This is a genomic window from Halorubrum laminariae (assembly GCF_024494655.1).
GTDB lineage: Archaea > Halobacteriota > Halobacteria > Halobacteriales > Haloferacaceae > Halorubrum > Halorubrum laminariae.
In genome coordinates this window covers 356,841-378,761 of record NZ_JANHDL010000001.1, presented here as the reverse complement: position 1 = coordinate 378,761, position 21,921 = coordinate 356,841, and the positions used below count along the sequence as shown (strand labels likewise).

The following is a 21,921-nucleotide window of genomic DNA, read 5'->3' as shown; positions in this document are numbered from 1 at the left end:
CGACTCACACGATCCAATAATCGCACGACGTGAAGGGTTTCGGTGTCTCGACTAGATCGCGCCGTCTAGTAACCTTTAACCGACACAAGCCGCTATCTGTGGCCAAGATGGCGAGCAACAAGATCCTCGGTATCGACCTCGGTACCACCAACTCCGCCTTCGCGGTCATGGAGGGCGACGAGCCCGAGATCATCGCGAACGCGGAGGGCGACCGGACGACGCCCTCGGTCGTCGCGTTCGCCGACGACGACGAGCGGCTCGTCGGAAAGCCAGCCAAGAACCAAGCCGTCCAGAACCCGGACCGCACGATCCAGTCGATCAAGCGGCACATGGGCGAAGACGACTACACCGTCGCAATCGGCGACGATGAGTACACGCCCGAGCAGGTCTCGGCGATGATCCTCCAGAAGATCAAACGCGACGCCGAGGAATACCTCGGCGACGATGTCGAGAAAGCCGTGATCACGGTCCCCGCCTACTTCAACGACAAGCAGCGGCAGGCGACCAAAGACGCCGGCGAGATCGCCGGCTTCGAGGTCGAGCGCATCGTCAACGAGCCGACTGCGGCCTCGATGGCGTACGGCCTCGACGACGAGTCCGACCAGACTGTCCTCGTGTACGATCTCGGGGGCGGTACCTTCGACGTGAGCGTCCTCGATCTGGGCGGCGGCGTCTACGAGGTCGTCGCCACGAACGGGGACAACGACCTCGGCGGCGACGACTGGGACGAGGCGCTCATCGACCACCTCGCAGAGGAGTTCCAGAACAACCACGGTATCGACCTCCGCGAGGACCGGCAGGCGCTCCAGCGGCTGAAAGACGCCGCCGAGGAGGCGAAGATCGAACTGTCGAGCAAGAAGGAGACGACGGTCAATCTCCCCTTCATCACCGCGACCGACAGCGGTCCGGTCCACCTCGAACAGTCCGTGACGCGGGCGACGTTCGAGAACCTCACTTCGGATTTGTTGGAGCGCACCGTCGGTCCGACGGAGCAGGCGCTCTCGGACGCCGGCTACTCGAAGAGCGATATCGACGAGGTCATCCTCGTCGGCGGCTCCACCCGGATGCCGCAGGTCCAAGAGGAGGTCGAGGAACTCGTCGGGCAGGAGCCGAAGAAGAACGTCAACCCCGACGAGGCGGTCGCGCTCGGCGCGGCCGTCCAGGGTGGCGTGCTCTCCGGCGACGTGGACGACATCGTCCTGCTGGACGTGACCCCGCTCTCGCTCGGTATCGAGGTGAAGGGCGGTCTGTTCGAGCGGCTCATCGAGAAGAACACCACGATCCCGACCGAGGAGTCGAAGGTGTTCACCACGGCCGCGGACAACCAGACCTCCGTCAACGTCCGCGTCTTCCAGGGCGAACGCGAAATCGCCGAGGAGAACGAACTGCTCGGCGCGTTCCAGCTGTCGGGAATCCCGCCGGCACCGGCCGGCACTCCGCAGATCGAAGTCTCGTTCAACATCGACGAGAACGGTATCGTCAACGTCGAGGCCGAAGACCAGGGCTCGGGCAACGCCGAGTCGATCACCATCGAGGGCGGCGTCGGCCTCTCCGACGAGGAGATCGAGGAGATGCAGGAGGAAGCCGAAAAACACGCCGAAGAAGACGAGGAGCGGCGCGAGCGCATCGAGGCGCGCAACGAGGCCGAGACTGCGATCCAGCGCGCCGAAACGCTGCTTGAGGAGAACGAAGACGACCTCGACGCGGACCTCATCGACGATATCGAGGCGGCCATCGACGATGTCGAGGAGACGCTCGAAGACGAAGATGCCGAGACCGAGGAGTTGGAATCCGTCACCGAGGCGCTCTCGGAGGAACTCCAAGAGATCGGCAAGCAGATGTACCAAGAGCAGGCGGCACAGGCCGGTCCGGGCGGTGCTGGCGGTGCGGCCGGCGGTCCCGGCGGAATGGGCGGTATGGGCGGTGCCGGCGGCCCCGGCGGTGCGGGTCCGGGCGGCGCGGCCGACGCGGACGACGAGGAGTACGTCGACGCCGACTTCGAAGACGTGGACGACGAAGACGAAGACGACGAGTAGCTGCGAGCGGCTCCGGCGATCATCAACCATTCACGAACGTAACGCATGAGCGAAGACTTCTACGACGTCTTGGGCGTGTCGCGGGACGCCAGCGAAGACGAGATCAAACAGGCGTACCGCAAGCAGGCCGCCAAACACCACCCGGACGTCAGCGACGACGACGACGCCGAAGAGCGCTTCAAGAAGATACAGAAGGCCAAGGAGGTGCTCACTGACGAACAGAAGCGCAGCCAGTACGACCAACTCGGCCACGATCGGTTCACCGAGGCCGACAAGCGCGGCGCGACCGGCGGCGGTCCCGGCGGAGCTGGTGGTCCCTTCGGCGGAGCCGGTGGCGCGGGCGGAGCCGGCGGCTTCGAAGATATCTTCAATCAGTTCTTCGGTGGCCGCGGCGGTCGCGGCGGCGGCGGTCCCGACACCCGCCCGCGACAAGGTAGGGACCTCAAGACCGGCCTCGAGATAACGCTGGAGGAGGCGTTCGAGGGCGCGACCAAACAGGTCACGCTCACTCGCCCGACGGCTTGTGACACCTGCGACGGTGCGGGCCACCCGCCCGATGCCGACGTGGAGACCTGCTCGCAGTGTAACGGTCGCGGACAGGTCCAACAGGTCCAACAAACCCCACTCGGCCGCGTCCAGCAGACCTCGACGTGCCCGCGGTGTGAGGGTGACGGCGAACTGTACAGCGAGGACTGCCGGGACTGCGGCGGAGACGGCGTCGTCCGCGAGGAGGCGACGCTCTCCGTGGACATTCCGCCCGGCATCCGCTCCGGGCAGAGCCTGCGGATGGAGCGCGAGGGCGCGCCCGGCGAGAACGGCGGGCCGAACGGCGACCTGCTGATCGAAGTCGACATCGACGTGGGCGACCGCTTCGAGCGGGACGGCGACGACTTGCACGTGAGCGAGGCGGTATCGTTCCCGCAGGCCGTCTTCGGCGACACGATCGAAGTGGAGACCGTCGACGGCAGCGTCGAGATGGACGTTCCCGCCGGGACCCAAAGCGGTGAAACGTTTCGGCTTCAGAGCAAGGGGATGCCTCGACTGCGACGCCGCGGCCGCGGTGACCTCTACGTGCAGGTCGGGGTCGTCATCCCCGAATCACTCAACGAGGAGCAGCGCGAGGCGCTTGAAGCGTTCGCCGAGGCGGGCGGCGAGGACATCGACGTCGGCGGCGGCTTCTTCGAGAAGCTGAAGAGTTCGTTCTAGGATCGCCGACACGGTCTCCCGGATCCCGCCTTCGCCGACCCGTAGCTTTTCCGGCGCTCACCGCGTATCGCGCGTATGGGACACGACGCGACCACCTACGACGATGTCGAACCGCGAGCGCCCGGCATGTACTTCCTCCGCGACGCGCTCGACTGTGAACAGCTCGGCGTGACCGTCGTCGAAGCGGACGACGGCTGGGACGGGATGGAACACGATCACGCAGATGACGGCCAAGAGGAAGTGTACGTGCTGATTCACGGCGAGGCGACGCTCACGGTCGACGGCGAGGACATCGCCCTCGGCCCGGGTGACGCGGTGCGTGTCGACGCCGACTCGACGCGGGATCTCTCCTTCTCTGCGGACGGTTCGAAGATGGTCATCGCCGGCGCGCCCTAAGCGCGCTTCGGTCGAGAGTCGATACACATACCGACAGCTACCCACAGCGAAATCGACCGAAGAAATCGAGCGTCGAGTCCGCGCCGCGTTACTTGCCCTGACGGTCGTTGCCGGAGACGCTCGGGCGGGTCTTCTCCGTGCCCTTTCCGCGCGTGCGCTGACCGCGGCCCTTGGTGCCGGCGGAGGTGAGTCCGCGGAAGGCCCGACCCTTATGGTTGTCAGACGTGATCCAATTCAGGTCGTCGTCGTTCTCGATGGCGGGGTGTGCGGGATCCACGAGAATCACTTCGTGCCACTTCTGGGAGCCGTCTTCGCCGACCCAGTAGGAGTTGAGCACGCGGAGGTTGCGATACTTCCGCGAAGCGCGCTCCTCGGCGATGCGCTGGATCGACTTGCGTCGCGAGAGGCGGTTGACGCCCTGACGCTTCGAGCGGCGACCGGCCTTGAACCGCTGTTTCCGAGAGCCGCCCTTCCGGACGCTCACGCGGGCGACGATGACGCCCTGTTTGGCCTTGTAGCCGAGTTCGCGGGCCTTGTCGAGCCGAGTAGGGCGCTCGATGCGCTCGATGGCCCCCTCGTCGCGCCACTCCTGTTTGCGCTGCCACTGCAGTTCCGCTAGTTTCCCCTCCTTGGGGGACCGCCATGCTTCCTTGATGTGCGAGTAGAAACTTCGTGCCATTGTGTGTCCGCGGACGGTTGCGATTCAGCCGTAAGACGGCCACATGTCGTCTCGTCCCGGCGCGTCGGCGGCGACCCGTCGACGCGTCCGGCGGCGAGTGCCCGCTGTGTCCGCACCAGCGAGTTACTCGTACTTCCTGCGGATCGCTTTTAACGGCTTCGCTACGCGCCGTGTGTGCGAACCGGTGCCGGGTAGTCGGTGCGCCGTCGAATCCGCAGGCCGGTCCAGATATCCCTCGTGATAGTTGGCCCACTACAGTCAAGTGTCGATGCGGGAACAGAGACACAGACCACGCCTCCCGACCGAGATTCGATCGGTGGGGTCTTTCAGTGTCTATCATGAACTCGAAACCTCCCTCGCGGCCGCGGCGGTACACCGATGCGCCGGCGTCGCAGGCGAGACGATCCGGCGTCACATCCAGTCAGATCGCCGTCTGGAGCGTCTGTCTCGCGATCTCGATCCTGCTCGCGAGCGCCGGTCCGCTTGTCGCTGTGGCCGCGGGACAGCAGGATTCCGGCCCCCAGATCGACATCGCTATCGATGGGGAACCGGTCGCCGACGGCGGCGAACGCATCGTTCAGTCGGACCCGACGGCGAACATCACGGTCGCGTCGAACACGTCGATCGATCTGATCGAGATCCGGGTCGACGGCGAGATACGGCACTCGTACCGCCCGGAGAATCGTTCGTTCTCGCGAGCCGTCCCGCTCGAACTCGGTCTCAACGACAACGACGTGGAGATCATCGCAGACGCGGAGCGCGTCGCGACGTTTGAAGCGACGGTGACCAAACGGACGGGCGCGCCGCGGGTGAAATACACGTCGCCGTTCACCACGACGGTGAAGGGCGGTCCGCCGGACGAGACGACGGTTCCCACGGGAGAGGTAACGATCGCAGGCAGCCTCCACACGGTCTCGACAGTGGATCGAGTTACAATCGAGCGAACGTTCACGTACGACCTCGACAACGACGAAAACGAGACGGACCGAGACATGTACCGCATCGAAGATCCGGGCGAGGAGTTCTCACAGGACCTTCGGCTCGGCGTCGGCGAGAACGACATCGTGATGCGGTACGTCGACGCCGCTGGGAAGACGAACACGGACGAGTTCACGCTCGTCGTCGACGACGAGACCGCACCGAAGATGGAACTCGACGTGCCGAACGTGAGCTATAGCGACTCAGCGCGCATTCGCGGATCCGTGAGCGACGAGACGAAACTGGACCGCGTGACGCTCGAACGCGTCGACGCCGACGGCTCTCAGGTGCTGTTGACTGAGACCGACCCGGGGCCGGACGCCGAGCGACTCAACGTGACCGTAGACACACGGGTCGCCTTACACCATACCGACGAGCCGAACGAGTTCCGATTAGTCGCCGAAGACACGGCCGGAAACACCAACGAACGGGAGTTCGCGATCGAGCACGACCCGGATCCGCAGGTGTCCGTCTCCGTTCGAGAGACGAATACGACCGCGGAGACGGTGCGTCTCGCCGGCAACATCACGGACGCTGACGTGACGCGCGTGACGCTCGAAACGATCGACACCGACTCGGGCGAGCGTCTCGACATTGTCCGCGCACACGAAACGGCCGGGCCCGTAGAGTCAGTCACGTTCGATCGGACCCTCACCGCCGCTCCGGGACGGACGGTGGCGAACCTGCTCGTCACACACGACGGGGGAGCCCAGTACACCGAGTCGATCACCCCGCGCGTGGACGAATCAACGGAATCGACGACCGAGAGTGAGGACGGTGACGAAGACAACGCAGGCGGCGAGACCGAAGGCGACGGTGATGTGGGCGACGGGACCGGCGACGCGACAACGAGCATGGAGACGCCAGAAACGGGCGACGGCAATACCGGATCGAGCAGCGGGACGACGGACGAATCGGCGCAGAATCCCGACAAGAACGGTGACGACGGCGGCGACGGTTCTGATAGTGGGCCTCCTCTCTTCCCGTTCGGTGTCGGCACGAGAGAGGCGCTCGGCGGCGTCGTCGTCGTCGGGTCAGTGTACGTGCTCGGCCTCCGCGTCTGAGTGCGCCGATTTCGATCGGGGCGCTCGGCGACGGACGCGATTCCCACTACGCCTACGGCGATCAGTTGTATTTGACCGGCCCGCCGATCACGGTGTCGTTGCGCTGGGCGGTGACTTCGATGTCGAAGTCGGAGGCCGGGTTCTGGAGGTCGAACGTACAGCCGATCGTCCCGTCCGGGCCGGCCGTAGCCACGCAGTTGAGAACCTGACTGATGCCGCCGTTCGGCTCCTCGGCTTCCACACGGAGGATGACCGAACTGCCCGGTGCGAGGTTGGTGTCGGCGGTCACGGATAACAGCGGATCGTCGCCCACAGACCGATCCGTGAACTCGACGGACGGCTCGACGATAGCGAACGGTTCCCGTAGTGACGTCCGCGGAGCGTGGGCGGGGGCGGCTTCGCCGACCGAGAGTGTCATCGCGTACTCGCCCGTATCGAACGCTCCCGTGTCGAGGGTCGCAGCGAGCCCGCCAGCACCGGGGTCATACATCGTCTCGACCGCCGCGAGCGGTGCGGTCGGCACGTCGCCGTCGACGGTCGTCGGACGGAGATCAACCCCGTTCCCGAGCGTTCCCTGTCCGGCCGGGCCGTACAGCACGGTTCCCCGGTCGTTGTGGGTCGTCTCGCTGCCGCGGAGCGTCACCGAGACGTCCTCGGTACCCGACGTGTCGGGATTTTGCATCGCGTACGACAGCAGGAACGTGTGGTTCTCGGAGACGGCGATCGGCCGATCGAAGGTGAGCGTCATGCGCCCGTCGGTGCTCGTCCGAACGTTCTGGATAGCGATCCCGGCGGAGCGGTCAACGAATCCGTCGCCGGTCTCGTCGACGCCGATCGCCTCGATGTCGCCGCGGGAGAACTGGTGGACGCCACGGGGCGGCATGCTGTCGTCGACACCGTAATCAACCGTTAGCGACCGCACCGAAACGGTCTCGTCGGGCGTCGTCTGAACCGTGTGCGTCGTCTCCGCGGTCGGCTCGCTGTCCGTGGGATAGACGAGGTTTCGCGCGGGTGCCCGCGACTCGAGGACGCCGCCGAGGCCACTCACGTCGAAGCGCGTGCGGACACGGTCGCCACGGGCGGCCTCGATCGACCGGGATGTCGTCTCCGCGGCGGTCGCACGCTCTCCGCCTTCAGTTGTCGCACTGCCGCCGCTCTCGCGCTCTGCGTCAGCGTCGATCCCGGCCGAGCTGTCAGCGTCGCTCTCGGACGCACCATTGCTGTCGGTTGCAGGCTCGGAGACGGTGCCGTCAGCGGAGACGACGGCGGCGTCGCTGTCGTTCGCGTCGGGTTCGACGAGGGTGAGCACGGACGCGACGCTCGTGTCCGCGGTCGAGACGATCAGATTGTACCGGCCGGTGTCGAGGACCGGGGCGTCCGTCGTGCTCGACTCGGAGAGGAGTCTGGCGGTGTCCGCGTCGCTCTCGGCCGTGAAGCGGTCGGCGTCGTCGAGGTCACCCCCGCGGAAGGTGTTGGCGCGGACGCGGACGGTGCCGTCGCCGTCGCCGTCGACGACGCGGAGCGTGGCCCGGTACTGCCTGTCCGCCGACCGGATACGGAGGGTGGCCTGATCGGTGTTGCGCAACTGGAGGTCGATCGTCGCGACGTCGCCCTGTGCGACCGTCGTCTGAGAGTCGCCGAAGCCGACGGCGGACCCAGACTGCGCCGCTGCGGGGGCGGCGAACGGCGCGGCGACCCCCGCGAGACCGACGAGGAGGACCGCCGCGACGAGGGCGAGACGTGTGTGCATGTACGTGGTTTACCTACCGTCGTGGCGGATAAATACTTTCTGTGACGGGTGTCGCTGATCGGCGTCTATAGCGGTTCTACTCGCAGATTAGCTGTTGGGGCGTCGACATACTGTCGACATCGTATTTGCTGTCGCTCTCGGCGTCGAACTCGCGGGAAGCGTCGTCGACACCGAGAGGTGGCGGTTTCGTCGGGACTCGTTTGTTGTGACCGATCGAGTGTCTAGACGCCGTCGAGACGAATCGCGCGCTGTCGCTGGCCGGTCTGAGCGCGTTCGAAACATGGGGACCGCAAACCGCGTGAGCGGGGGCGTCTGTCCGGTGGGTAGTGGTCTTGGTTGCTACTGTTTTCAAAGATAGAGACGGAAAATAGGCGGGAACTATACGATATTTACGGGAAGATTTTTGAATTCTCCCGTATAAGAACAGTATACCATGTCAAAGTCGGCAGATGAACGAGGGCGGATTTACCTCCCGAAAGATGTCCGGGAGCGGTTCGGTGACCGGTATCGGATCGTCGAACTCCCGAGTCACGTCGCACTCTTCCCCGTCGACGAGGACCCGCTAGAGGGACTCCGAGCTGCCGTTGGTGATACCTTTGTAGAGACGGACACCGACGATCTGAAAACGGACGCGCGTGAGGCGATCTCTCGGGAGGTTCAAGCAGAAGCGGACGCCCGGTCGCAGGACGGCGAGGAGTGACCCGTGTACGTCGAAACTGACTTTCTCACAGCGCTGGTGAAGGATGACGACTGGCTTCAGGAGGCTGCACTCCGGGCGCTCGACGAGCGCGATGACATTCATACGTCGATACTCGCATATGCCGAGGTTCTGGTGTTGTTCTACGACCGTGAGACTGCTGAGTACGAAATCGATGCGCCGCGGGCGATTGCTAACCTGCTCGAACTGGTTCCGATCGTGCCGAAAGAACACGAAGACGCGGTGCTGGCCGCTGCGGCGTTCCTCGATGAGTACGAACTCACTCCGTTCGACGCAGTTCATGCCGGGCTTGTCACAACCGGCGAAGAGCGTGTTCTTTCGACCGAGCAGGACTACGACACCGTCGGTCTCGACCGCACGCGCTTAGAATCCGCATTTTCCGAGTGATTCGATCTCTGCATGAGCCGCCCGGTGTACTGCGACGAAAGTATCTGAACGGCGTTATCCGGTTCTCAAATATCTACTGTGAACAAAATTATTTATGGTACTCTTGCGTAACTAAGAGACGAAATGGGAGATCCGCACAGAGAGCAGTGGACAGAGGAGTACAGCGGGCGTGAACGAGTCCGCCTCGTCGTTGAGATGCTCGGAGAGCCCGAGACAGTCACCGCCATCGCAGACAGGGCAGACGTCGCGTGGGCGACTGCCGACAGCGAATTGGAGGCTCTCGTGGCCGAAAACAAAACAAAAGAACACACAGTCGACGGACAGACGAAATACGCGCCAAACCCGGTTCAGACACTCATTGCGGAAGTGCTTGACCTCATTGATGAGAACTCTCGCGATGAGCTCGAATCGACCCTCGTCGAACACACCGCACAGATCGAGTCGCTACAGGAGGAATACGAGGTGGAGACCCTGTCGGAACTGCGCAACAAGCTGGTCGAAGAAGACCTCTCCACGGAGGAACTGCGTGCCATTCGGAACGCCGCTTCGACGTGGGAAGCGCTAAAGACGGAGATTCGACTGTCGAAACACGCACTGCAGCTCTATTCAGACGTAACGCAACTCTCTCGCTCTGATGGAGACGATGGACTCGAAATCGCGTAATCTGAAATGATATTCCTCGCGAACAGAGACGGGCTCAACAACAAACGAATCCATCGACGGATCACGAACCGACTTCAGAGTGAGTCCGTATTCGGGACCGTCCAGCTTCGTGTTTCGACGCATCGAGAGCCGGGACCGTATCGAGTTGTCGCGAATCCGGACCCGAGGGCGTTTCTGGACGATTCAAGCTATCCAGTGGAACATGTCCGACTCGAAGTCGGATTCGATGTCGAGGTCGGTACCGACCACGACTTCTACTGGATCAGCTGGATCGAACCTGAACGGAATCTTCTCCTCGGTTGGCACCAAGACGACGACCATCCGGAGTACGGAAACGTCCACTTCCAGCTATCACAATCAGATGCCGATACGCTCCGTGAGAGCGCGGAATATCTCGATATGCATCCACTGGCCGTCGTCGAAGCACGTTTGGATCAACTGCCGGCCGTGGTTCACGCGAGGGCCCCATAGTCGGGGAACGGATCAGTTTCGGACGAACGGTGACTTCTCGGGTGAGACATGGCGAGCGGCCGGGTAGTCGAACTCACAGCGCTGTCGCTGGCCGGTCTGAGCGCGTTTCGAAACATGGGAACCGCAAACCGCGTGGGTGGGGGCGTCTGTTCGGTGGGTCGTGAGGGATGTGTTGCCGCAGATCCACCCCAGACGTTCACGTCGTTGTGGGTTCACTATCCCGTATGACAATCGTCCGAGCGTCGGAGCACAGTGACGGTGCACCGACAATCGAGGGAACGGGAATCCGGGTGAAAGACATCGCCGTCGCGTACGAACACAGCGGATACGACCCCGACGAGATCACGCAACTCTATCCCGATTGCAGTCTCAGCGACGTGCATCGGGCGCTCGCGTACTGGACCACGTAGTCACCGCGACACCGTCGAAATGGATCCGTTCATTGACTCTTCTCTCGGGAGCCACGGAACTACGGGAGAAGAGAGATGAGCGATTTTTTCACGACTCTCCGTCCCTGCTTCGTGAGTTTCCCCTTCATGTCTCCATTCACGAACGTTCCCGGGGCAATCGTGTACAGGGCCCACGGCATCAGGTACGACGTATTTCCAAAAGAGATGCCGTCAAGATGTTCGTCTTTGAGTTCCGGAGTCGTTTGCTGATATTCCCGGCACTCGTTCCGACACACATCACGGTGCAATCTGTCGCACTGAACGGGTGCGTGTCGTGAGCCAACACGACTATCGGTCGCTGCGGATGCGCACCGGTCGGATCTCGCGCCCAGCAAACGTCTCCCGCAGACAGCTTACTCATTTTTCCCGTCCAGTTCGTCTTCGAGCGCGTCGAGTTCCGCGTCGAGTTCTGCGTCGGTGCGGTCTGCGCCGATCCGTCTCTCGGGTGTCTCGGGCGTGGCGTCGTCGCGGTGGCGACCGAACAGTCGGTCGACCTGATCGAGGCTGGCGACGTATCGTCGGATGTCGGTCCGGTCGTCGAGCGCGTGGTAGTAGCCGTCGTCGGTCTTGCCGACGTAGCCCTCGTCCGCCAGCCGTGCGAGCGTGGTCGTCGCGGTCCCGCGGGGGATATCGAGGGCGTCCGTGATCTCTCGGGGGGCGTACCCCCAGTCCGGGTGACGGTAGAGGAACGCCACGACGTTCGATTTCGTGGTCCCCGGGCGAAGCGAGAGATCGGGGTCGTGGTCATCGAGCAGGACCGGCATTGTAGCTAGATGTACTCAGTTGTACCTCATAGCTATTGCGGTCGAATTGGGCGTTTCACACCGCGGCGGTCGATCTCGGCATCGCACTGTGGGGAAGTCGTCTTCTTTCGTATCGAAGAACGCCTGTCACTCCGCCGAGTCGCCGTAGTAGTCGTCTGTCGTCGACGCCGAACTCGCTCCGTGCTGGGCGGCGACGGCGGCGAGCCGGTCGTCCTCGGCGATCGTCCAGTATCGGCCTCGGTGGCGGACCAATCCCCGGTCTTCCAACCGAGAGAGCACGACGCCGACACTACCTCGGGGGATGTCCGTCGCCTCGTGTATCTCGCCTTGCGTGAACGCCTGCGCGTCGTTTTCGGCCAAAAACGAAAGGACGGTGTACGGCTGTGTCCCAGCTTCGAGTTCCAGCACACCGTCCGGTTCGTCCTCGAATCGATCGATGCTGATCGGCATGTGTAATAGAACGTAAGAGAACGTTATAAACGATTCGCCCAGAACTGACGATTTCGGTCGCTGTCGTACCGCGCGGACACAGCTGTCATCGTCTCGATGGCTGTCGCTGGCGGGTGTGAGCGCGTTTCGAAACATGGGAACCGCAAACCACGTGAGTGGGGGCGTCGGTGGTAGCGAAAGGCGTGCCTCCGTGGATCCACCCAGACGTTCGAGTCACTGTGTAGGCGTTGTTCTGATTTGGTAGAACTGATCAGATCATCTCGGTGGAAGTGCATCGCCATATCTGTCGTCAAGGATTTCAGAACAGTCAACGGGAATACTACTCCACGCGTTCTTCACGACTTCGTACCCAGTCCACCCTTCCGTCCGAATCATCTCGACGGTTGCCTCGCAGAACTCAGGCTTTGAGATGCGGTCGTTGTCGAGCAGGATATAGAGCAGATACGGCGGTCCCACAACGTCAATGTCGTACTCGATGTCCTCGATGAGACGCCGAATTGACCGTCGCGCAGCTGCGTCGAGAATCGAGACAACCTGATACGAAGAAGCGTGTTCAGAAAGCTCCTGTTTGAGCGATTGCTCGCCTGCGTCTGGCCCGTGCGGGCGGGGAACAACGGGTACGCACGACCACGGCGACGAATCCTCGTCTAGCTGTTCAAGAACACGTTGGCTTCCTCGTTTCAGGTAGTGCTCACGGCTGTCCTCGGTCGGGTATTTGTTCGAAGCAACCGCGATCAACGAACTCGTATCAGCCAGAATCGGATAGCGAGCCTCACTCGCCATCGCTGCCCGTCAAGAATTCGGACGTGTCTCTCTCCATGGCCGCCTCGAACGACTCTTTTTCGGCTTCCATCCTATCGAGTTTCTCACCGAGAAGGACACGGACCACGTCCTCACTGATCTCACCCCGGCTGTATCGTTCGTACACCGCGATCTCGTCCCGTTCATCCAATGACTGCCGAAGCATGTCGACGAGGCCGACGCGGGCGAGTTCGCTCACGTTGACGCCCCCGATGTGAATCTCATCGAGTAGCTCCGCGGCCTCTTTTTCTGCTCCGGCACGGAACTGAATCGTCTTGTCGTAACTTGATCCGCTCATACAGTGACGTTTGACGTGGAGCGATATATGCGTTATGACGTGTACATACCTGTCATTACAAACCGGTCGCAGATACGGCGGCACGGATACGACTCGTGCGCCAAGAGAGCGATCGACGCTGTGGATTGACAGTCGATTCCGGGTGGGAACGATCGGCGTGTCTCGGTGCGGTGTCGACGCGCAGCGCCGTCGCTCGTCGGTGCGAGCGCGTTCGAAAAATGGAACCGCAAACCGCGTGGGCCGAACGGGCGTCCGTTCGGTGGTTAGTGGTCGTTAGTTGTCGCGACGGGTCGCGAGGAGCGCGGCCGCGACGAGGGCGACGAGGGCGACGAGCGCGCCGAAGCCGGGCGTGCCGTCGTCCGTGGAGCCGCCGTCTCCGCCGTCGGAGCCGTCGGATCCGTCATCGGAGCCGTCGTCGGTGCCGTCAGATCCGTCATCGGTTCCGTCGGAGCCGTCGTCGGTGCCGTCGGAGCCGTCGTCACCGTCGTCAGAGCCGTCGTCACCATCGCTGGTGTCGCGCTCTTCGACGATTTCGACCTCGACGCGGTCCGTACTCTCGCCGTCGTCGGCTTCGAGAGTGTACGTACCAGTTTCGAGGTCAGACGTGTCCATGGAAGCGCTCCACTGACCGTCGTTGTCCCACTCGTCGGTGTCAGCCGCCGCGACGTTGTTGTCCTCCTCCGTCAGGAGTTCAAGCGTGATCGCCGCGTTGTCGGACTGACGGTTGGTGTCACCGTCAACGACGAGCGTCTCGCCGGCAGCAACCGGGTTGACACCAGAGGCTTCAGCCTCTTCGGGGTAGACGTCGTTGATCGACAGCGTCGCATCGTTCAGACGGAACGTTGTCGAAACGATCAGGTCGTCGCTGCCCGTGTCATCAACAGTGTTGGAGAGGATCCGACTCCGGACCTGGTCTCCACTACGGCTGTTACCGCCGTAGTCCTCGATTTCGTTTACGAGATCGTTGGCATTAGATGCCGTGTCTTCGCCGAATTCACCGTCTCGGTTCGCAGAGATCACGTGTCCAGAGACCGAGCCCTGCGAGATGTCCCTGAGGGAGATCTCTTCTTCGTCGTACGTGTCGTCACTGTCAACCGAGGCAGTTGTGGCCGTAACCTCGCCACGCTCACCGACGAACGCGATAACGACTGAATCCTGACCAGCCGCAGTTCCTTCGACATCGATTTCATCATCGACGTCGTCTGCGATCTGACCGTTGATCGTGCCGAAGTTGGCCGTGAGGTCGCCCGGCTCAACTTGAAGTGTGTACCGCGCACTCGAGGCACTGCTGAACTGCGAGGTGGTAAGCGAACTGGCGTCGCTAACTTCGTTCAGGTCAGCAGCATCAACGACACCGATGTCGTACGATCCTTCGAACGAGTAGATGTTGCTCGCGTCAGAGAGGCGAACATCTTCCTCTTCGAACGAGTCGTCCGAGTCGACAGAGATGTAGTCATCGCTGTCGAGGTCACCATCGTCGTCGATGTTGAGCAGTTCCCAGTCGCCGTTGTCACGACCGTAGATCGCGACATCGTCTGCGCTCTGTGCGGTACCGTTAACATCGACTTCCGAACCGACTGTGTACGAGTCGGTCGGGTTGTCGAGGGCGACTTCGCCCTCTTCGACATCGAAGTCAACGTCGTCGACAGAGTCTTCGCCGCTGATGTTTGCGTCAGTGCTGCTTCCTGCCTCGTAGATGTCGAGGGTGTTCGACGAGTCATCGAGGTTTGCGGTCTCGATGGAGCCGACACCTGTGGTTCCGTCAATCTGGATAATTGCGTACGCGTAGTTGACATCGCTGGCGTTGTCGGCACCCATACTGTAGTTCTGGGAGACGACGCCAACTTGTGAGGTATCTTCGACGTTGCGGAAGACGCCCTGAGCGTCACTGACGGAGTAGCCGTCACGGAGGTCGGAGTCCTGAACGACGGCCGTGTAGTAGTCGTTGTTCGTCGCACCGCTCACCGTGTACTGGAGGTTGTCACCGCGCGTGACAGTGTCCTCGGCAGTATCGACGGTAACGGTGTCCTGGTTGGTCGTTTCGATGGTGTACTCTTGGACGACGCTGTCGTAGTCGAGGTCGTCAGAGCCTTCGAAGACGACAGTGTACTCTTCGGCGTCCTGGTCGTTGAGGTTGAGACCAACGCTAGCCGAGCCGACCGTTCCAGTTTCACCGTTGAGGATGATGTCGCCGTCGACTTCCGTCGCAGTGGAACTGGTGTCGGGGTCGACAACTTCACGAGTGATGTCGGCACCACTCGAATCTTCGACGGTTACGGTGATGTTTTCAGCCTCTTCGAAGTTCCAGCTCGCGTTGATGCTGAGACCGTTGTCAGCAGTCGCACGTGAGGTTGCGATCTGACTGATGTCGTCGCCGTCAAGCTGGACCTCGGAGGTCGTGATTCGCGGCTGCTGAACGATAACGCCGAAGTTATCCGAGTCACCGTCCACCGCGTACGTGCCGGTTGAAGCGTCTTCCGGGATCGGGAGGCTAAGAGACGTACCCTCTGCGTTACCAGCGGTCTTCTGCAGTTCACCAACGCTGATATCTCCTTCACTCTGGTTGGTGAAGATTAGGTCGTCCTCGCCTTGGTAGACGGTCGAACCGTCAAAGGCTTCTTCGCCACCAGCGGTACGTTCACTAGTGGTGCCACCGCCGCCGGTAGCCGCAGCTAGTGCCAGACTAAGACTAACCGGATCCGTGAGTCCACTGCTGTCTGTGGTACTCTCGTAGACAACATCTTGAGTCGAACCAGCGTTATCCGGGTTCGTTATGCCGTCGATCTCAACTTCGAGAGTTGAACTGGCGTTGATGTCTGTCGGTTCAATATCAATGAGAGCTCTGTCGTCAGTCTGTGTGGACTGTTCCTGCGTCACAGAATTAACAGTGACGTCATCGGACCCATTGAGAGTGACCGTAACATCACCATTGCCAACTCCGGTTGTAGTCCCTTCGGCGTTGTTGAAGTTGGAGTAATCAACCGAGAAGTTGGTAATGTTTTCTCCGCTGTCTACTGCATTGTCTCCTGAACTATACGTCACGTTGAACGAGTGCGTGGAAGTCTCGTTTGCCGTATCCGGACTTGCGGTAACTCCGTCACCGTCTGTATCGCTGAGTGCAGCGGCGGGAGCGGCCGCAAAGCCGACTGCGACCATGGAGACGACCATGATCGCTGCGAAGAAGACCGCGTTGACCTTCTTGCGTGTATTATTGTCGTTTGTCATTGTGTGTTGTGTTTCGTTCTGCAGTGCGACAGTGTGCTTTGTCCTCACCTCAGTCGCCCGTTCGTCATCGACCGACACTGCGTCGAGGGCGCGACCGGACTTGGATCAGAGTACTCGCGTTTCCATCGCTTGCTTCGGGTAGGGGTTCGCAACCGTTTATTCCAGTGCCGGTTATATATGCTTTGTGTAGCCCCTCGTTCTGTGTGAACGCCACACATGCCTATCTGAGAGCGTCAGACACCGGTTTTCGAAATCGAAGTGACCACCACAACGCCGCGAGTACCGACAGGGATTCCACAACGAGCTTCGGTTCTACTCAGTCGTCTACTCAGTTGGCCAGTGTCTTGCGCACACGTACGCGCCCACGCAACAAATCAATCGAAATAGCTACCCGTGAGACACGTGTACGCCGATACGGGTCGAACCACTCAGCCGACGGGACAGTGTTTTCGGGGTTAGGGGCCCGTCCCGTCGCCTGCGATCCGTTCCTCAGACACCCTCACGCTGAGTCGTCAGCATCCGTGTCGTCGAACGCACGGTCGAGCGCGTCGCCCCACGATCCAAACCGAGAGTAGTAGGTCGATGTCGAAGAAAAACAGGTATCAGCCTCACGATTTCTCTCCACGGGAAGACGACACCCGCCTCCCGTTCTCACGCTCGATCACTTGCAACCCAATCGTTATATCACCGACCCGCAAGATGAACGATATTCGCAACGTGATCGCCGTGCGTGACGCTCGTCGCTGGTGGGTGGCGCTACTCGTGGGTGTCGCGCTCGTCGGAGCCGTGGCCGCCGGGGCGGCTGCGCCCGCGACCGCCGCTCCCGCCTCCGCCCCCACCGCCGGTGCGTCTCCCGACACGGCACCCACCGCCGCGACCCACGACACCGACTCCGGTGTCACCTTCGTCGAGTCGCCGATCGCAACCGACACGACCTGGTCGCCCGCAGACGGCCCGTACCGGATCATCCGCTCCGTCGAGATCGAACCGGGCGCGACGCTCACGATCGAACCGGGAACCGACGTGCAACTCGCCGAGGGCGTCACGCTCACCGTCCGCGGCTCGCTGCGGTCCGACGGCACCGCAGACCGCCCGGTGACGCTCCGCCGGACCGCGGGCACGGACCCGGACCACCGGTGGGAAAGCCTCCGCTACGAGGGAGGCGACGACTCCCGGCTCGCGCTCCACAACACCACGCTGCGGGGCGGATCCACCGGCGTTGACGCCGCGAGCGACGACGGCGCAATCCGGATCGTCGACTCGACGCTCGAAGAGTTCGCGACCGCGGGCGTCGGCGTCACGGACGCGACCCCGACGGCACCAAAGATTGCGCTCGTGGGGTCGACGGTCCGCGACGTCGACGGCCACGCGATCGACGTGACCCCCTCGACCGGGGCGATAGAGGCCATCGAACTCACCGCAGCGAACCCGACGCGGGGCCAGACGACCCGGAACACCCTCACGCTCGATCCGGGTGCCGGCGTCTCGACGAACGCGATTCGGCTGCGGTACCCCGCCGATAGCTCGGTCCGCGGCGTCAACGCCGACACGATCGCCCGCATCGGCATCGACGCCGACCGCGACGGCGACGTCGACCGGTCGCTCGCCGAGGCGGTCACCAACGTTTCTGTCGACGGCCGACAGATCGAGATCAGGCTCTCACGAACGGTGCGACTCTCCAGCCGGGATCGGCTCCTCGTCGAGTACGGCGGCGTCGAGAACCCGCCCACCCGAGGCGTCTACCCCGTCGACGTGAACCTCCTCGCGGACGGCGTCCCCCAGCTCTCCGACGGCGTCCGCGCGGCGTACGTCGTCGGCGAGGACGCGGACCCGTCCGCGGGACCGGACGTGGAGCCCTCCGGGGCCCTCCCCGCCGAGCCCACGCGCGCCAGCGGCCTCACCGTCGCCGACTCCACCCTCCGAGACGTCGCGGGGGCGGGCGTCTTCGCGGCCGCCGACACTGTCACGGGCGTGCGAGTCTCGGAAACGGAGATGCGGTCTATCGGCGGCGACGGTGTCGCCGTGCGGGCCGATCAGAGCGAACTGAGCGTCCGCGACGCAGACATCCAAGCCACTGATGCGGGCCTCCAAGTCGACGCCCGCACGCAGACGTCGGTCTCCGCGACCGGCAACCGACTGACGGGGTCGTCGAGCGGGATCCGGATCCGACAGTCAGAGCGCCGCGAACGCCTCTCGACGCACGTGACGCTTCGGTCGAACACCATCACCGAGCACGCCCGCAGCGGCGTCGACATCCGCTCGACGACGAGTCAGGGCGAACTCCGCGTCGTGAACAACACCGTCCGCGGGAACGGCCGGGACGGGCTGCATCTCGGCACTTGGGCCGTCCGCGAGGGCCGGATTGCGGGCAACGACGTGCGCGACAACGGCGACGACGGGATCGCGGTCGAGAGCCGGGTCGTGACCGACCTCGCGATATCGGAAAACGATGTCGCAGACAGCGGGGCCGCGGGCATCGCCGTCCGGACGCGCGGCGGGGCGTACGACCTCTCGATCGCCGACAACACCGTCGCCGACGGCGAGGGCCACGGCGTCGCCGTGACTTCGGATCTCCTGATCGACGCGGTCGATGTCGCCGGCAACCGCCTCGCGAACAACGGCGGAGCCGGACTCCTCGTGTCGAGTCCGATCACCCACAACGGGACGCTCGACGCGACCGGGAACGTCGTCGCCGCGAACGCCTACGGGATCGTGACCCGCGGCGCGGTCGACACCTCGATCCGGCGCAACGAGGTCGTGTTCAACACGAACGCCCACGCCGACCCAGTCGCGATCGACGGCGTCGATCCCGGCACGGGCGTCTACGTGGCCGAGGGCGACCGGGGCGCGATCCTCGACGGCAACGAGTCCGTGGAACGGCTCGAAGCCCGCGTCGCGAACTCGCGGGTGCGCCGCCAGATCACGCTCTCTCGGCTCTGGGACGGCGAGGCCGTCGTCGTGCTCCGGACCGACGGCGTCAGCCACGCCCGCGCGGCGGAGACGGGTGCACTCGACATCCGGCGCGTCACCGACGAACTCCCGACCGCGGTCGGACTCACCGACGCAGAGTCCCCGGACGCGGGCGTCCAGATCACCGATAACGACATCTACGGTCACCCGCGCGGGCTGACGGTCGATGTCGAACCGCTCGTCGCTGCGAACGTCACCGCCCGCTACGTGACCGACGCGGTCCGCACCGTCGACGCGGAGTCGAACTACTGGGGGGCCGACACCGGTCCCTACCACGCCTCGATCCTCCCGGAGGGAGACGGCGACAGGGTCGTGACCGCGGCGGGCTGGGTCGACTTCGTCCCGTTCCGCAATACCTCCAGAGGAGAGCGCTACGTCCGCCCGACGCCGCGACTCAACGCGCCGGAGCGCGTGGCCTCCTCGACCCACTTCGAGGTGTCGGGCGCGAACTCGACGGCCGGCACGGGAGGCGTCGGGCGCTATCACTTCTACACCGACGGGACGGCGCTGTCGCCCCAGACGACGCCGACGCGCCAGATCGAGATGCCCGACGAGCGCCTCACCGTGGAGCTCGCCGTCGAGGACACCCTCGGTATCGACAGCGCCGGGGCGGCGACGACCGAAGTCGCGGCCGCGACGTCCGAGACGGCCCCCTCCGAAGAAACTCCCGAGACGCCCCAAGCGGCGCTCGGGTCGGTGTGGGGAGTCCTCGGTGCCGTCAGCTACCTCCTCGCGTTGGTGCTCGGCGGACACGGGATGATACGGACGCTCGCGAGTCAACGCCCGCCGGTCGACGGCATTACGGTCCAAGGACTCGCGCTCGCCGGCGTGGCGATCTGGCTCGTCGCCGGCGTGCTCGGGTCACCCCCGCTCGTGACCCTCGGGATCGCTGCGGCACTGCTCTGGGCTGGACTCACGGGGGTGTCCTATCTCGTGGTGCGTCGGCTTCCCGCGCTGTTATGATCGGCTAGAAAGAGACCGAGACGGCACGAGAGAACAACGAAACGATCGCCTGCCGGCGTGGGTGACGGCTACCCTAGATTCAGCTGACGGTCTCGACGATCAGTTGTCTGGATTTGCTTCGGCGGTGATGGTGAGCGTGTACTCTCCCCCTTCGGGAAGCGCGTTGTCATCGTTTCCGCCGTCGATCAGGTCGATCTGGAGACCGAAGTTGACCGGACGCCCCGGTGGGAGCTCGGACGGAATGTCGTTATTGCCGGTCAGAATGTTTACCGCACCGTCGCCGTCGTCGGGATGAGCGACCATGTCCTCACCGTCGTCGTCCGTGTAGTCGACCGAGAACGAGAACGTCTCCGATGGATCAATCTCGCTCGGCGTCTCCGTGAATTCGAGTCCCAGCGTGTCAACCGTTTGTGTTCCTTGATTGGTTACGGTTACGAGGTTCCGGATCGTGGTCTGGGCGTTCTGGTTGAGTCCGTCCGCATCCGCGCCGCCGTCGAGGTTGATCGAGATCGTTCCCTCGGTCTCCTCGACGTACTCGTTGCTCCCGTCCCCACGCTCTGCCGGTGTAAGTCCCAACAGGGCGTCCGCGTCACCCGCGGTCTCCACGGAGACCGTCCGCTGTGCTTCGACCGTGTCGAACGCTCCCGTGCTCAAGATCGCGCCGCCGCCGGCCACCAATCCACCGAGTCCGATCAGGACGCTGCGTCTGTTTGCCATATCTATCCCGTGTATCCCTATCCACTTTGTATTGGCGAGCTTGAACGGCGGCAAGCCCTGACTGAACCCGGTATTGCACTGCTTGAATCGACGGACTGCATCGCGACAGGGCGATCGAATCCGAGCCGACGCGGAAAGCACACCAATACAAAGGGCTCTGGCGGCGTATCGGTAGACACGAACCGCGGTGCGGCGACCGCGACGAATTTCACAATGATCACGCGACGACAGACCGCAGTCGGCCTCGCCTCGATGGCACTCGGCAGCGCCGTCGTCAGCTCGGCGTCGCTCCTCTCGGAGACGACCTCCGCGGCGGATCTCCGGATCGTGGTCATCTCGGAGTTGACCCTCACGCCCGGCCGCACGGGAGAGGAGTACGTCTCGACGGACGGCGACGGCGAGGTCGAGGCGATCGTGATCGAGAAGCTGAACCAGCGATCGATTTCGCGGTTCGAAGACCTCGTCGAAGTAGCGAACAACGGCGACGTTCCCTACGATCAGCTCGAATTCTCGTTCGCCGCGGCAGACGGAGCCGACTCGGACGCGGAGAACGTCGCGAAGACGCTCCGAGTCATCTCCGCCGACGAGCCGACCGAAACGGACGGGCAGGGCCAGACGACCCTCCGTGCCGACCCGAACGAGACGTTCCCCCCCGGCGACGCGGTCGCGTTCGGGATGGTCGTGAACCTGATCGCCGACGACGACCCGGGCGATCTCGACGCGATCCCCGACGGCGCGAGCGTCACGCTGGAGATCACGGCGGTCGACGAGTAATTACACATGTTTGATAATACGACTCACGCTCGATAACCGATCCGCAATAGCACTCTACCTGCTTTTTCGTTGGTCTCATCTCCCCCGGCTCTCTGATTGCGGTTTTCGGCCGTATCCGGGTACCACCGGTCTCGATCGAGGCTGTCGTCGGTCGCACAGAAG

General features: G+C 63.2%; 19 protein-coding genes. 11 read left to right on the top strand and 8 right to left on the bottom strand.

Features of this window, described 5'->3' with window-relative positions; genetic code table 11:
- The first annotated feature begins 107 nt into the window (after positions 1-107).
- From dnaK to NO887_RS01835, 3 genes are all read left to right on the top strand, one after another.
- On the top strand, positions 108-2,036 hold the full coding sequence (gene dnaK / locus NO887_RS01845; protein ID WP_256416803.1) for a molecular chaperone DnaK: 1,929 nt from the start codon (positions 108-110) through the stop codon (positions 2,034-2,036).
- Between the two features lie 45 nt (positions 2,037-2,081).
- Entirely contained in the window at positions 2,082-3,242 is a 1,161-nt protein-coding gene (gene dnaJ / locus NO887_RS01840) for a molecular chaperone DnaJ (RefSeq protein ID WP_256416802.1), read from the top strand.
- Between the two features lie 75 nt (positions 3,243-3,317).
- A complete protein-coding gene (locus NO887_RS01835; RefSeq protein ID WP_256416801.1) occupies positions 3,318-3,638 on the top strand; it encodes a cupin domain-containing protein in 321 nt (106 codons plus the stop codon).
- 88 nt (positions 3,639-3,726) lie between these two features.
- Here NO887_RS01835 and NO887_RS01830 read toward each other — a convergent pair whose 3' ends face one another.
- Complete coding sequence (locus NO887_RS01830) at positions 3,727-4,317, bottom strand: 50S ribosomal protein L15e (RefSeq protein ID WP_256416800.1); 591 nt, start codon at positions 4,315-4,317, stop codon at positions 3,727-3,729.
- Positions 4,318-4,655: 338 nt separating this feature from the next.
- Here NO887_RS01830 and NO887_RS01825 point away from each other — a divergent pair, with 338 nt between their 5' ends.
- On the top strand, positions 4,656-6,359 hold the full coding sequence (locus NO887_RS01825; protein WP_256416799.1) for a hypothetical protein: 1,704 nt from the start codon (positions 4,656-4,658) through the stop codon (positions 6,357-6,359).
- 61 nt (positions 6,360-6,420) lie between these two features.
- On the opposite strand, the gene NO887_RS01820 is transcribed toward NO887_RS01825, so the two are convergent.
- Positions 6,421-8,109 (bottom strand): DUF7827 domain-containing protein, encoded by a 1,689-nt coding sequence (locus tag NO887_RS01820; protein ID WP_256416798.1) that lies wholly within the window; start codon positions 8,107-8,109, stop codon positions 6,421-6,423.
- Positions 8,110-8,542: 433 nt separating this feature from the next.
- Between NO887_RS01820 and NO887_RS01815 the strand changes: the two genes are divergently transcribed.
- The 5 genes from NO887_RS01815 to NO887_RS01795 all read left to right on the top strand — a co-directional run bounded on the left by NO887_RS01815 (position 8,543) and on the right by NO887_RS01795 (position 10,758).
- A complete protein-coding gene (locus NO887_RS01815) occupies positions 8,543-8,809 on the top strand; it encodes an AbrB/MazE/SpoVT family DNA-binding domain-containing protein (RefSeq protein ID WP_256416797.1) in 267 nt (88 codons plus the stop codon).
- Positions 8,810-8,812: 3 nt separating this feature from the next.
- The gene (locus tag NO887_RS01810) at positions 8,813-9,214 is read left to right on the top strand and encodes a PIN domain-containing protein (protein WP_256416796.1); all 402 of its coding nucleotides are present in this window, start codon (positions 8,813-8,815) and stop codon (positions 9,212-9,214) included.
- Positions 9,215-9,337: 123 nt separating this feature from the next.
- Positions 9,338-9,877, top strand: a complete 540-nt coding sequence (locus NO887_RS01805; protein WP_256416795.1) for a DUF7342 family protein — start codon at positions 9,338-9,340, stop codon at positions 9,875-9,877.
- A 195-nt stretch (positions 9,878-10,072) separates the two neighbouring features.
- Positions 10,073-10,348 carry a hypothetical protein gene (locus NO887_RS01800; protein ID WP_256416794.1) on the top strand — a complete coding sequence of 92 codons (276 nt, stop codon included), beginning with the start codon at positions 10,073-10,075 and terminating at the stop codon, positions 10,346-10,348.
- Positions 10,349-10,572: 224 nt separating this feature from the next.
- Positions 10,573-10,758 (top strand): DUF433 domain-containing protein, encoded by a 186-nt coding sequence (locus tag NO887_RS01795; RefSeq protein WP_256416793.1) that lies wholly within the window; start codon positions 10,573-10,575, stop codon positions 10,756-10,758.
- Positions 10,759-11,150: 392 nt separating this feature from the next.
- Here NO887_RS01795 and NO887_RS01790 read toward each other — a convergent pair whose 3' ends face one another.
- From NO887_RS01790 to csg, 5 genes are all read right to left on the bottom strand, one after another.
- On the bottom strand, positions 11,151-11,561 hold the full coding sequence (locus NO887_RS01790; RefSeq protein WP_256416792.1) for a MarR family transcriptional regulator: 411 nt from the start codon (positions 11,559-11,561) through the stop codon (positions 11,151-11,153).
- Positions 11,562-11,687: 126 nt separating this feature from the next.
- Entirely contained in the window at positions 11,688-12,011 is a 324-nt protein-coding gene (locus tag NO887_RS01785; RefSeq protein ID WP_256416791.1) for a helix-turn-helix transcriptional regulator, read from the bottom strand.
- 255 nt (positions 12,012-12,266) lie between these two features.
- Positions 12,267-12,794: a hypothetical protein gene (locus NO887_RS01780; RefSeq protein WP_256416790.1), complete on the bottom strand. Its 528-nt coding sequence runs from the start codon at positions 12,792-12,794 to the stop codon at positions 12,267-12,269.
- The gene (locus NO887_RS01775) at positions 12,784-13,110 is read right to left on the bottom strand and encodes a DUF8065 family protein (protein ID WP_256416789.1); all 327 of its coding nucleotides are present in this window, start codon (positions 13,108-13,110) and stop codon (positions 12,784-12,786) included. Before NO887_RS01775 ends, NO887_RS01780 begins: the two co-directional genes overlap by 11 nt.
- Positions 13,111-13,383: 273 nt before the next feature.
- Positions 13,384-16,335: an HVO_2072 family ArtA-dependent S-layer glycoprotein gene (gene csg / locus NO887_RS01770; RefSeq protein WP_256416788.1), complete on the bottom strand. Its 2,952-nt coding sequence runs from the start codon at positions 16,333-16,335 to the stop codon at positions 13,384-13,386.
- 699 nt (positions 16,336-17,034) lie between these two features.
- Here csg and NO887_RS01765 point away from each other — a divergent pair.
- Positions 17,035-20,268, top strand: coding sequence for a right-handed parallel beta-helix repeat-containing protein (locus tag NO887_RS01765; protein ID WP_256416787.1), 3,234 nt, complete (start codon positions 17,035-17,037; stop codon positions 20,266-20,268).
- A 99-nt stretch (positions 20,269-20,367) separates the two neighbouring features.
- Here the strand turns inward: NO887_RS01765 and NO887_RS01760 are convergent, their stop codons facing one another.
- Positions 20,368-20,985 carry a hypothetical protein gene (locus NO887_RS01760; RefSeq protein WP_256416786.1) on the bottom strand — a complete coding sequence of 206 codons (618 nt, stop codon included), beginning with the start codon at positions 20,983-20,985 and terminating at the stop codon, positions 20,368-20,370.
- A 213-nt stretch (positions 20,986-21,198) separates the two neighbouring features.
- Between NO887_RS01760 and NO887_RS01755 the strand changes: the two genes are divergently transcribed.
- A complete protein-coding gene (locus NO887_RS01755; protein WP_256416785.1) occupies positions 21,199-21,759 on the top strand; it encodes a hypothetical protein in 561 nt (186 codons plus the stop codon).
- Positions 21,760-21,921: the final 162 nt, after the last annotated feature.